The organism is Sphingomonas sp. ATCC 31555 (assembly GCF_000282895.1).
Classification (GTDB): Bacteria; Pseudomonadota; Alphaproteobacteria; order Sphingomonadales; family Sphingomonadaceae; genus Sphingomonas.
On the sequence record NZ_ALBQ01000027.1, the window covers coordinates 1 to 12,973 of the forward strand.

Genomic DNA, 12,973 nt, shown 5'->3' on the forward strand with positions numbered 1-12,973 from the left:
CGCGCCTTACACCTCGGGAGCGTTTCTACACAGCCTCGACCAAAACCTGCCGGTCGACAAGTCGCGAGGGACGGCATAAATGTCCCACGATCCGGCGTTCGCTTGCGGCGCCTGCCGACCAGATTACGTCGTTAAGCGAAGGACCTGCGAACGGCGGCTATTCCCAAAAGTAGTCGCTGAGTTCAGTAAGGCCTTCAAGCAGCCGCACGGCTGCAGTCCCGTGTTCGGGCGATTGCTTTTCATCTTTCGCCCCCGCTCTGCGCAACATCACGCGGTGGCCCGTTGCGGAGCCTTTGAGGCGCGGGAGCGTGCCGAGCGCCGGAGCCACCAGAGGCGTAGCCCGGTTACGAACAGGCCGATGGGCAAGATGCCGAGCACAGCGACCAGTATCCGACCCGCCTGACCGAGCGCTTGGCCGTTGTGAAGCGGGAACTGGAAGCGCAGCACCAAGTCGGCCGTGGACATGCGGGCGGGGGAATGATGGGCGAGAACATGGCCATCCGCGGGATCGGCGAAAATGACGGTGCTGCCATAGTCGGTTCGCGGGTCGCCGGGCTCCCTGAATGTGAGGCGATGCGGCTGGCCGGCGTCGCCCAGCGCGAAGCTGTCGTAGCGGGCATGTTCGAGCGAGGGGCGAATGGCTGCCTCGACACGGGCCGGCGGGGCGGCGGTCAGGGCTGTTATATGCGGCGTTTGCGGAAATGGCGTAAGGTGCGTGACGGCGCCGATGGCGGCGCGAAACGGTCCCGGCAACGCCATGTAGGCGCCAGACAAGGCAATAATGCCCAGCCCGAGGCCGCCCAGCGCACCGAAAATGCCATGTAGGTCGAACTGCCGCCGAACCGGGGGCGCGCCGGGTTTGAGGCGGAGCGACTGCCGCCAGCGCCTAGGCCGGGGCCACCAAAGATACAAGCCGATGGCCAAGAGCAGCAGCGTGGCCAATCCCAATACGCCTACGAGCGTCAGGCCGGTCGCACCGGCGAGCAGCTCATAGTGCAGGCGATAGACGACAGACATGAAGTTGCGCCGCCCCGGTGGCAGCACCCCCCAAGCATATTCACCCCGAATCCGCCCGGTTGCCGGATCAAGCGCGGCGATCATGAACCGGGTCTCGCCGCTGGCACCTGGAACTTCATAATAGCCACTCGGCGCGCTGCCGGAGAAGGCGGGGCGGTCGACCCCCACGCCTTTCGCGCTAGGCCGCTGCTCGCGCAGGCGGAGGGCGAGTTCGGCAAGCGTCAGAGAAGGCGCCGCGCGCTCCACCCGCCACCAATCGCGGTTCAGCAGGAAGTGATCGATCTCGCGGTGGAATACCAGCAAACTGCCGGTCAATCCCAGAAGGATGAACGCAAGGCCCACGACAAGTCCCAGCCAGCGATGTGCCGCGCGCAAGACCCGTCGTGGATGCCGTTTGTTCATCAAAAGCCGATGGTGATACCCATGCGGACCGTCCGCCCGGGTTGCGGCAGCAGGAAGAAGCCGCCGCTATCGATGATCCGGGCGTCGAACAGGTTATCGACGTTGATCTGCGCGCGGAGCCCCTTCTGGCCGGTGAAATACAGGGCACCGTCCACCCGGGTATAGCCGGGAAGCGTCAGGGCATTGTTCGGCAGGGTTGCCTGTCGGCTGGTGGAAGCGAAGACGCCCCCGCCGACGCCGACATTCCAGCTGCGCGTCAGGCGCGTGTCATACCGCCCCCAGAGGCTCCCGACATGGCGCGCAGCGAGCGGCAGGCGATCGCCAACCAGCGAGGCATCGTTATCGCGCGTCACCTTCGCATCGGTATAGCTATAGGCTGCCGTGAGCTGCAGCCCGGTCATGGGCGTGCCCTGCAATTCCAGCTCCACGCCTTGGCTGCGCTGTTCCCCAACCGCGATGCTGAAGTTCGGATCGTTCGGATCAGTCGTCAGAATATTGCGGCGCTTGAGTTCGAACAGGGCAGCGGTCGCGAACAGCCTGCCTCCCAGCATCTCCAGCTTCGCGCCCACTTCCGACTGCACGCCGCGCTCGGGGACGAATAGGCCGCCATCGGCGGACCGACCGAAGCTGTTCGGTACGAACGAGCGGCTCCAGCTGGCGAACAGCGACAGGCTTGGAACGGGTAGATAGACAAATCCCAGACGAGGCGACCAGGCGTTTTCCGTCTGCCGGTTGAAGACCTGCGTCACATCTTCGTAGCGCGAGCGTACCTCGTCGTAGCGTAGCCCCGCCAGCAGCCGCACCTGCGGGCCGAGCTCTACGAAATCCTGCAGGTACACCGCCGTGGACTGCGCGCCGTAAGACTGCGCCGGATAATTGCTGACGAACTGATCGGCGCGCGGCTCTGGCAGGCCATAGATCGGGTTGGCAATCTCCAGCGGCGCCAGGGGGGCGTCGAAAAACTCGTACGGCCCGAAATCATAGTCGCTGTAGCTGACACCCACCAACAGTTTGTGCCGCGCCGGGCCGGTGGTCACGCCGGTGCGCAGCTCCGACAGCAGCGTCAGATCCTGCTGCTTGTCGCTCCCGCGCGAGGCGTTGCGGTTGAGGAAGCGACCGTCGGCGGAAATGGGTTCGCTGAAGTCCGGCCGCACCCCGAAATAGGATTGTCCCGCCTTGTTGTAGAAGGCGCCACCGCGCAGGCTCGTATCGGCATCGAGGTTCCATTCCAGTTCGGTCCGTCCGCCCCAGCTCCACTGATTGCCGCGCGAGAAGCGCTCGCCGGTCTTGAAGTCGCGGGGCACGCTCAGGAACACGGCATCGGGATAATAGCCGTCTCCGTCCCGCGCCGCAGTATCGCCGTCGAAGCCATAGCCCTCGACCAGCATTTTCACATCCGGGGCGAGGCGCCACGTGCCGACGGCACTGCCGAAGCGATAGGATCGTTCGCGGAAGGTTTGAAGCTGTCCCTCCTGCCCGATTGCCCCGGTGACGCGCAGGCCGCCACGCTGCTGGCTGTCCGCCAGATTGGCATCGATCGTCAGGCGGCGCAGGTCGATGTCGCCGGCTTGGCCCGAGATTTCCGCGAAGGTCTCGTCGACGGGTGTCTTGGTGGCATAGTTGACGAGCCCGCCTACGGCGAACGAGCTGCCATACAGGACCGACGCCGGCCCCTTCAGAAACTCGACTCGGGCGATGTTGATCGGGTCGCGCGCCGTGGTGAAGCCGAACTCTCGATAGCCGTTGATGGTGCTTGCGGCCCCATCGGTACGGAATCCGCGAATGACGTAGGAAGTGGAGAAGGCATAGCCATAGCCGGTCTGACGCTGCACCCCGGCGACCGTGTCACCGGCAGCGTTGAGGTTGGTCAGCCCGCGATCTGTCAATAGCTTGTCCGTCACCGTTGAGACAGACACCGGCGTTTCCAGTATCGAAGCATCGATGCGCAGCGGCGCGGTGGCAACGTCGCTGACATAGGCTTGGCTGCGCTGGCCGACGACGACGATCGTTTCTTTCGCGTCACTGTCGCTAGTGGTGGTCTGTGCTGCAGCGGAATGCGCCATGCCCACACCGACTATCGCCCCAAACGCCAGAACCACCGGCGCATGCCTGTTTGTCACGTCGATCCCCATTCTGATTATGGAGAACGCCTAGCAGCGCTGCGAACGCCAATCAATAGCAAGTCAAGCGTTGATCAAGCCGCTTTACCCTGTAGTTGCTACAGACCCAATGAAGCGCCCGTGATCCCAATTTGGATCGAACGGGGGGTGGTATTGAAGGCTATTTTTCGAGCGTGTGGGTCGATGAATCCCAGCATTTCCTGCTGCTTCTCGGAGCTACCGCCGACGCTGGCGCTTGCGCAGGCCGATGCCCGTAAAGTCCTGAGATCGTCGTGCAGGCAACGCGAACAGGCAGCCGCGTGCAGGACGAGCCGATCCGCGTGGATATCGTGCACCGGGAGGAGATCGAAGAGGAAACTCCTCATGCGGCCCGGCAACATAGCCATGCTGGTCATCGCCATCACGAAAGCCGCGCAGCGGCCTCGTGTACCGGCTCGCATTCTGTCGTTCTGGGATGCCGGCCATGCAGCTGCCGAAAGTCGGCTCCTGGTGAGGGCTGCCGTTCGATCTATCGCTCTGGAACGACCGCTTCGTCCCATTTCCTGCCATTCGAAATCTGTCCACTGAATGGAGGCTTCCACCCGAAAAGCAGTCATTCAATTCCTGCGCTGTTAGCGATCGCGAGCGAGAAAAACTGGCCATTTGCCGAAAAGTCCTTCTGGATCGTTCTAGCGAATAGTGAACCGCACCGGGTCTGCCGGAGGCATTGGGTTGTGAGTCACGCTGCCATATCGATGTTGCCGGCGGCAGCATAATATTGTTCTTCGGCTTCGGCAGGCGGGATGTTGCCGATAGGCTCGAGCAGCCGCCGGTGGTTGAACCAGTCCACCCATTCGAGCGTGGCGTACTCGACGGCTTCGAAGGACCGCATCGATATGGCAGCGTGACTCACAACCCAATGCCTCCGGCAGACCCGGTGCGGTTCAATCATGGTGCCCACCGAATATTACGAAACTAAGGGAAGCAGCTATAAGAGTGGGCTCGGCAAGCAGCTGGATTCGCAGATCGTCGTGCAGTGGACGGGAACGGATGTCGTCCCGCAATCCATTTCGATCAATGACGCCAAGGCGGCCCAAGAGGCGTTCGGGCGCAAAACGTTGTTGTGGGACAATTATCCGGTCAACGATTATGCGACCACCAGGGACGTCTAACACTCGCGCCCTATACCCGCCGCGAGCCGGGCCTATCTAGCTAGCGAATTAGCCGGCATCCTTTCCAATCCCATGAACCAGGAAGTGCCGACCCGCGTTGCGATAACTGGCGTGGCCGCGTTCGCGTGGAACGATCGGGGCTATGACGCCGACCTCGTCTGGCAATATGCCGCTAGCGAGGTCGCCGGCGGGGACGATCGCGCCCCCCACTCGCTGCTGGTCTTTTTCGACACGCAGCATCTGGCCCCTACCTTCGGCAGCCACCCCTGGCAGGAACAAGCCCCTGCCCTGAAGGCAGCATTCGACGGCGTCCGCGCGGCGCTCGAGGGAGGAAACGAAGCTGCTCGTCAGGCTGCACTCAGCGCATTCGTCGATATCGCGGACGATTTCGCCCGCGCGCCGGCTAGCATCCGCGCGGCGACCGTAGACCACCGTTTCGTTGAGCAGTCGCGACCATGGCTGGATGCCATGCAAGTCTGGGGACGCGTCTTGCAGCTTACCGCCGCCGGGCTAGACGCGGCTAACCGTCGCGAGCCCGCCGCCACGCGCTATTTCGCAGAGGCGCAGCAGCTTGCCACAGCAGCCGCCGCGATACCGACGATCAAGGGCGCGATCCGGTTCGATGGCTTGATCCAGATCGCAGACAGCGTGCTGGACCGCTTCGTGACGGTGACGTGACCCCTGTCTTTCATCCAGCTGCAACCAGGACCGACCGTTATTGTCGCGCAGGAGCGCGGGCGAAGCAACGGGCGGGGTTAACCCCGCCCGTTGCTTTTCGAGTTCGGCGGCGAACGCCGCCGGTGTGGCGTAGCCGAGCGAGGAGTGCGGCCGCTCGGTGTTGTAATCATCGACCCAGCGCGCGAGGATCGAGCGCGCCTGGCGGACCGTGAAGAACAGCGTCTCGTTTAGCAGCTCGTCGCGCATGCGACCGTTGAAGCTCTCGACGAACCCGTTCTGCGTCGGCTTGCCCGGCGCGATATAGTGCCACTCGACACCGGCATCGCCCGACCACGCCAGCACCGCGTTAGAGGTGAGCTCGGTTCCGTAGCACATTGGGAACCGATCCCGCGAAGAGCCGGATTGCCTTGTTGAAGGCAAGGGCGCGTAGCGCCCGCGGGCTTCATCAAGGCGGCCATGACCGGCCAGCAGATCTCTAAAGTGAAGTTGTCGACTCAACACTTTGGAGATTGACCGACCATGACCAAGCGCAGTTCTAACCCCACCGACGCCGTGCTGGTAGCCATCGATATGTCAAAGCATCGCCAAGAGGTGCTGATCGAACGTCCGGAAGGCGGTCGCCGGCGGCGGATGACCGTGATGGCAACCAAGGCGGACTACGATCGCCTCGCAGCGGACCTTGGAGAGATCGGGCGGCGGATTGTCGTCGGCTTTGAAGCGACCGGTAACTACCATCGCACCCTGGCGCACCGGCTGCTGGCCGCGGGCTTCGAGCTGCGGTTGATTTCGTCGGTCGCGCTGGCCCGGACCCGTGAGGCGTTGCACAATGGCTGGGATAAGAACGATTCCAAAGACGCGCAGGTGATCCTGCACATGCTGCGGATCGGCGCCACCCAGCGCTATGTCGACCCGCTCGCCGCCGGCATCAACGATCTGCAGGAGATGTCGAAGACGCACGAGGCCATTTCCAAGGCCAAGACCCAGACCTGGCACCGGATCCTGACCCACTACCTGCCGTTGTACTTTCCGGAGATCGAGCGCTTCGCTGGCAACAGCCGGTCCGATTGGTTCCTGGCCTTGCTCGAGCGCTTCCCCACGCCAGCGAGCATGACATCACTGGGCCAGGAGGCATTCACGAACGAGGTCTGGCCATTAGTCGGTCGCAAGGTCTCCAAGGCCCGGCTGATCAACGATATTTACGCGACAGCCTGTGCTTCCGTGGCCCTGCCGGTCGACGAAGACAGCGTGGCGATAGCCATGTTCCGCATGGTCATCGCCCAGGCTCGAGGCCTGATCCGCCAACGCGACGAGATCGAGCGAACGGCCCATGCCTTGCTCAGCGACAACCGCGATTATCAGCTCCTGCGCCTGATTCCCGGGATCGGGCCGATCAACGCGCTGACCATCCTTGCCGAAGCCGGCGATCTTCGCCGCTTCGCCCACCACCGGCAGTTCCTCAAGTTCTGCGGACTTGATCTCGCGACCTGCCAGTCCGGCACATTCCGCGGTAAGACCAAGCTGTCGAAGTATGGCAACGCCCGGCTACGCCGCACCTTCTGGATGGCGACTCAGGTTGCCATTCGCCAGCGCGACAACAGCTTCCGCGACAAGCTGGGTCGGTACGTGGCCGGACACGGCAACGACCCGGATCGCCGCCGCAAGGCCATGACCGCACTCACCGCCAAGATGGCGCGCGTCGCGCACGCCGTCATCAAAACGGGAACCGAGTACCGTCCGTTCGTCGAACGGGCGGACACCAGATGGAAGGACCCCTCTCTGCTGTGCCGTGAGGGCGCTACGGCGACCCTGTAGATAATGTTCGGGCCTTCCATCTGGCATCCGCATCTCATTTTAAGGACGGTGAGGACCACGACCGGCTCGGACGCTGGATCCTGTGTTTGCTATGGCCGAGAGCGCTTTCCTTGACGATGGAAGCCATCTGGATCAGAACCGCATAGCGCTGATCGCCATCGGCGCAACGAGACCTGCTGGCCGTTTTCCGCCGCTGCTTCCCGACCTAGGACGTTGTCGCTGACAATCATCCTGGGCGCGCCGCGCTCGGCGATTAGAGCGGCCAGTTCGCGCACCACCCGCTTGCCCGAGATCGACGTGTCGAGCACCGCCCGTAAGCACTCCCGCGTCACGTCGTCGACGATGTTGAGGATGCGGAACCGGCGACCCGTGGCCATCTGATCATGGACGAAGTCCAGGCTCCAGCGCTGGTTGGGGAGCGCCAGCACGGGCGCAGGTGCCCGCGCGCCGACGGCGCGCTTGCGGCCCTTCCTGCAACGCACCGTCAAACCCTCTTCGCGGTAAAGCCGCTGGGTCTTCTTGCGGTTGATCGTGATGCCGTCCCGGCGCAGCAGGATGTGCAGCCGCCGATAGCCGGACCGTCGGCGTTGCTGCGCAAGCTCGCGCAGACACGACCGCAGGTCGCCATCATCCTCCCGGCACGAGCGATACCGCATGCTCGTGCGATCCGCACCGACGACAGTGCACGCCCGCCGCTCGCTCATCCCCAGCGCCGTCTGGAGATACGCGACCGCTTCCCGCTTCGCGGCAGGCGTCACCATTTTTTGTGAGCAGGTCCTTCAGACCTGCATTGTCGAGCATCGTGTCCGCCAGCAGCCGCTTGAGTCGGGCGTTCTCCTCCTCGAGCGCCCGCAGCCGCTTCGCATCGGATACCTCCAGGCCACCGAACTTGGCCTTCCAAGCGTAATAGGTCGCGCTCGACATACCATGCCGCCGGCACAGATCCGTCACCACCGCGCCTGCTTCGGCTTCCTTCAGGATGCCGATGATCTGCTCTTCCGAAAACTGCTTCCGCTTCATCTGTCCGTCCCTTTCCGGGGCCGGACTCTAGCTCCAAATGGAGGAAAAAACGGGGGTCACGTCAACGGATGTACCGACGCTGCTGTGGACGGCGGCGGCGGAGCGGCCGAAAGTGCCCTAATTAGCCTTGGGGGACAGGTGACAGCGATTGGTCGCACCACCTAAGCAAGTTGGTTCGATGCCCAACGCCGCAATCGTAGGACGTTGGCAGCCAATGCGGCGCCGGTGCCCCCGTGCTTCCCCCGATTAGCAGCATGGGGCAAGGTTCAGGTGCGGCGTAGCCCATCAATCCTCACCACGGGAACAATGCCGAGCCCGTGGGGTAACGTAATCGTCAAACCAGCAGCGCTCTGCCGGAACGCCACATCGCCACCGCCAAGCAGCCGCGCCCGTGCCACGCGGCCGGCCTTCGGCCCCAACGCCTGCACGGTCACCGGCGCGCTCGGGGCCTTGAGGAAGAACAGGTACAGCGCGTCGCCCTTGGTGGTGAAGCGCACATCCTGTTCGGTGAAGCCTTTGAATGCGTGTTCGTTCTGCATCCCCGCGGCAAGCTGGGTCGGCCCTTCGCCATACACCTGCCACGGCCGGCTGCCGAACACGGCCTCGCCGTTGACCGCCATCCAGGCGCCGATATCGTCGAGGATCTTCTCTTCTTCCGCGTCGATCGTACCGTCGCCGCGCTGAGGTACGGAAAGCAACAGATTGCCGTTCTTTGACACCACGTCGGCCAGCCGCTGCAGCACGTCGTTCGCCGATTTATACGCCTTGTTGGTATAGAGGCTCCGTTGATAGAACCAATCGCCCAGGCAGGTGTCGGTTTGCCACGGCTCGTCCCACAGATGGTCGGAAAAGCCACGCTCGACGTCCTGCACCAGGCCGAAACGTGCATAAGGATTGAGCTTCTTGGCCGTGGCGACGACGTCGACCTTGCCGTGCCACCCGATCGAGCGGTTATAGTAATCGGCCACTGCTGCCAGTCCGATCGGGCCGAACGGCAGCTCGTAATTGTCAAAATAGCAAAAATCAGGCTTGTACTTGGTCACGAGGTCCACCTGGCGCAGCAACCATCGGCGAGCATAGTCCATGTCCCCCGGGGGCACGGTTTCCAGCCACTGGCCGTCATGCTGCTCGTGCCACTTGCCCATTGCCTGCATCGTCTCGATGCCGTCGGGGGCGGGCATATGCTTGCCGGTGTAAAGGATCTGAGGGTCCAGTCCCTCCCACCATTTGCCTGCGCCGTCGGCCTTGGTCAGGCGATAGGCGTCGTAGCGCTCGCCCTTGCGCACACCTTCGGCGTCATAGCCATACGCGGTCTGGTACCAGTGCCAGCTGTGCGAGGCATGGTTGGAAACGCCGAAGCGCAGCCCGTGCGCGCGTGCCACCTTCTCCCAGGTGCCGACCACGTCGCGCTTCGGCCCGACCCGCAGGCTGTTCCAGCCATGATGAGTACTGTCATAGCAGTCGAGATTGTCGTGATGGCAGGCCAGCGATACGAAGTACTTGGCGCCTGCCTTGACGAAGCGCTTCATGAGACTGTCGGGGTCCCAACGCTCGGCAGTCCAGCGGTTCTGCACCTCCATGAAGCCGACATCGGCGGGATGACCATAGGTCTTGCGATGGAAATCCGAGGCCGGGTGGCCCTGAATGTACATATGCCGCCCATACCAGTCGCCCTGCTCGGGCACCGATTGCGGCCCCCAGTGCGACCAGATGCCAAACTTCGCATCGCGAAACCAATCAGGGTAGCGGTAGTTCGCCACCAGCGAGGGCCAGTTCGCCTGAACCGGCCCCTGGGCCACAACTTGTGCGCGCGCCACTGCCGGCAGGGCGGCCAGCCCCGCCAAAACTTCGCGACGCCGCCACCCTGATCCGATCATTGCTACCTCCGCTGAACCACGACAAGACCACCTTGATACCGAACTTCGGTATCAAAGCCATTGTCGTCAGTCACCGGCTTTCCGGCGCTCACCCACTTCACACGCAAGCTGCGGGCTGTGGGCATGCCCGACCAGCCCTTGCCCTCGCGCGCGCCGATCGTCAGCGTGCCGGCCTTGTCGTCATAGGTCAGCGGGATGCGGCTGAACGCGCCCGACTTGTACTGTTCGCTGCGGCCGTCGTCCTCGTAAAGCGAGAACCGGCCGTTCGCGCCAGTATAGACGGTGATGGTCAGCGGGGCATCGCGCTGCTGATCGACATACTGCGTCACCGGGCCCATCGGCACGATCGCGCCGGCCTTGACGAACAGCGGCATCCTCGTTTCGGGCGCCGCCACCCCTGCGACGGTACCTCCCCGATAGGTCTTGGCGGTTGCGAAGTCGTACCAGGTGCCTGCGCCCGGGAAGTACACGGTGCGGCTGCGCGCCTTGTACTCGGTCACCGGCGCGACGAGGAAGGAATCGCCGAACATATATTGGTCGTCGATATCGCGAGCCTTCGCGTCCGCCGGGAAGTCCATTGCCATCCCGCGCATGATGCTGCCGTCCTTCATATAGGTGTCGGCGCCCAGCGTGTAGATGTACGGCATCAGCCGGTAGCGAAGCTGGTCGTACCACACCATCGACGCGCGCATCGGCGAGCCCTCGGGCGAAATCTCGTAGATCTCGCGGTACGGGAACTCGCCGTGACTGCGGAACAGCGGGCTGAACGCACCGAACTGGAACCAGCGCAGGTTGAGCTCGCGCCATTCGGCGAGGTCTTCCGGCTTCGGCGTCTTGGTCGCGAACCGGTCCTCCAGCGCGAAGCCGCCAATGTCGTGCGTCCAATTCGGGATGCCCGACATGGATGCGTTGACGCCGGCCGAAATCTGCGCGCGCAGATCATACCAGCGGCTGGCGACGTCGCCGGACCAGATTGCAGCGCCATAGCGTTGCAGCCCACCAAAACCCGAACGGGTTAGCAGAAACGGCCGCACGTCCGGTTTGAAACCGTGCCAGCCTTCGAAGAAGGCACGAGCGTTCATCAACGGATAGCTGTTGAAATACTGCTCCGCCGGCCCAATCGCGGTCGGCCCCATCGTGTCGATACGCTCTGGAATCGAAAGGTTGGAGTGCATGTCTGGTTCGCTGGCGTCGGCCCACCACGCGTCGGTGCCTAGCACGCCCAGCTTCGCCTGCACCTGCTTCCAGAAAATCCGCCGTCCTTCGGCCGAATAGGGATCGTAGAAGGTGCTGGCGTAACCCGGCCCCACCCAATCCTTGTTCCCCTGGCGCAGATTGCCCTGATAAGCGGCGCCGGCCGCATTCAGTTCCTTGTAGTTCTCGGTCGTTGGATAGAATTTCGGCCAGACCGAGATCATGAAGTTCGCGTGCTGATCGTGGACCTTCTCGATCATCGCCTTGGGATCGGCGAAGCGGGTCGGATCGAAATTGTGGCTGCCCCAGTCGTCGTCGCGCCAGTAGCGCCAGTCGAGTACGATATTGTCGAGCGGGATGTTCAGCGAACGGTACTTGTCGACCACGCCGGTCACCTCGGCGGCGGTGTCGTAGCGCTGACGCGACTGCCAGAAGCCATAGACCCATTTGGGCATCATCTCGGCCTTGCCGGTGATCTGGCGATAGCCGGCAATCACGCCGTCCAGCGTGTCGGCGGGCACGAACCAATAGTTCTTGGCCTGGCCGACCTCGCTGGTGAACCACACCGAATGGCGGTCCTGCGCGGGCAGCGGGTCATTGTGGAGCAGCGCCATGTAGCCGGCGTTCGGCTCCCACTCGATGCGGATCTGCACCGGCTTGCCCTTGACCATCGGCAGGTCGAAATTGGCGTACCAGGGGTTCCAGTTCTGCCGCCAGCGATCGAGCACCAGCTTCCCGTCGGCATAGACTTTGTAGTAGCTCGAGCCATAGAGCTGGAACTTGTGGGTGCCGGTCACCTCCGGCTGGAGGTCGCCGGTCCACACCACCGTCTGCTTCTGCACCGCGTTGCCGGCGGTGTTCTGGCCGCCCGTCGCCGCGACGGTCTGCGCCTTGGCCGCTTCCGGCCAGTTCTTCTGGTCCTTGATGTACTGGTAGTTGATCGTGGCTTCCTGGCGGGTGACCGCCGGTTTGCCGTCGAGGAAATATTCAGCCTTCCAGCCGGGCTTGCCGTCGCTGGAGACCTTCAGCCCCTCGCCCACCAGCGTGTAGGGCTTGGGATTGCCGAAACGGCTGATGCTCGCATTGTCCCACAGCAGACCGTAGCTGCGCGTCGAGACGACGAACGGCACGGCGATGTCCATGTTGTGCTGGGCGAGTTCGACGTCCTCGCCATTATAGTTCATCTGCGCATTCTGGTGCTGGCCGAGGCCGTACAGCCCCTCGTCCGTGCCGCGGTTGAACTGCTGGCTGATCGAGACGAACGGCTTGCCCTCGACAGTCACCGGCTTGAACGCGGTCTGGCCGGATTCGGCGAGCAGCTCGCGGCCCTTGGCATCGGTGAAGCGGACACGGCCGGTGGCGAGCTCGACATCGGCGGTGGCGCGCTTGGCCTTCACCAGCACATGGCCATTCGCCTGGGACACCTCGAACGCGCCGGCGGCCGGCGGATTGGGCGCCATCAGGCTGGGGGCGAGCGTGCCGGTATCGACGCCCTTGGGCAGCGCCACGACATGGAAGATGCCGTCGCCGTGCACGGTCACTTCCACCCTGGCGGCAGCGCCGCCGGTCGGTGTGACCACCACCCCGCCGTCGGTGCGGCTATAGCCGTTTTCCTGCGCCGCCTGCGCCGACGTCATCGCGCTGCCTGCCAGCAGCGCCGCAATCCAAACCCTCTTCATGCCCAAACCTCCTGCGTTTCTTC

5 protein-coding genes and 5 pseudogenes are annotated in these 12,973 nt (G+C 63.5%); 2 read left to right on the forward strand and 8 right to left on the reverse strand.

Going from position 1 to position 12,973, the window contains the following annotated elements; translation table 11 throughout:
• Positions 1–267: 267 nt before the first annotated feature.
• The 4 genes and pseudogenes from B215_RS0112740 to B215_RS0112755 all read right to left on the reverse strand — a co-directional run.
• Complete coding sequence (locus tag B215_RS0112740) at positions 268–1,419, reverse strand: PepSY-associated TM helix domain-containing protein (protein ID WP_019370034.1); 1,152 nt, start codon at positions 1,417–1,419, stop codon at positions 268–270.
• A complete protein-coding gene (locus B215_RS0112745; protein WP_019370035.1) occupies positions 1,419–3,482 on the reverse strand; it encodes a TonB-dependent siderophore receptor in 2,064 nt (687 codons plus the stop codon). Before B215_RS0112745 ends, B215_RS0112740 begins: the two co-directional genes overlap by 1 nt.
• Before the next feature lie 155 nt (positions 3,483–3,637).
• Entirely contained in the window at positions 3,638–3,940 is a 303-nt protein-coding gene (locus tag B215_RS21375) for a hypothetical protein (protein ID WP_019370036.1), read from the reverse strand.
• A 317-nt stretch (positions 3,941–4,257) separates the two neighbouring features.
• A pseudogene (locus B215_RS0112755) lies at positions 4,258–4,407 on the reverse strand (IS3 family transposase); the annotation flags it as partial.
• 64 nt (positions 4,408–4,471) lie between these two features.
• On the opposite strand from B215_RS0112755, the pseudogene B215_RS20090 reads away from it, so the two are divergent.
• Positions 4,472–5,368, forward strand: a pseudogene (locus B215_RS20090) (beta-N-acetylglucosaminidase domain-containing protein).
• 99 nt (positions 5,369–5,467) lie between these two features.
• Here B215_RS20090 and B215_RS20900 read toward each other — a convergent pair.
• Positions 5,468–5,734 (reverse strand): annotated as a pseudogene (locus B215_RS20900) (integrase core domain-containing protein); the annotation flags it as partial.
• A 153-nt stretch (positions 5,735–5,887) separates the two neighbouring features.
• Here B215_RS20900 and B215_RS0112770 point away from each other — a divergent pair.
• Positions 5,888–7,184 (forward strand): annotated as a pseudogene (locus B215_RS0112770) (IS110 family transposase).
• 208 nt (positions 7,185–7,392) lie between these two features.
• On the opposite strand, the pseudogene B215_RS20905 reads toward B215_RS0112770, so the two are convergent.
• From B215_RS20905 to B215_RS0112790, 3 genes and pseudogenes are all read right to left on the reverse strand, one after another.
• Positions 7,393–8,200, reverse strand: a pseudogene (locus B215_RS20905) (IS3 family transposase); the annotation flags it as partial.
• Positions 8,201–8,466: 266 nt separating this feature from the next.
• Complete coding sequence (locus B215_RS0112785) at positions 8,467–10,077, reverse strand: alpha-L-fucosidase (RefSeq protein ID WP_019370041.1); 1,611 nt, start codon at positions 10,075–10,077, stop codon at positions 8,467–8,469.
• A 2-nt stretch (positions 10,078–10,079) separates the two neighbouring features.
• The gene (locus B215_RS0112790) at positions 10,080–12,950 is read right to left on the reverse strand and encodes a TIM-barrel domain-containing protein (protein ID WP_019370042.1); all 2,871 of its coding nucleotides are present in this window, start codon (positions 12,948–12,950) and stop codon (positions 10,080–10,082) included.
• Positions 12,951–12,973: the final 23 nt, after the last annotated feature.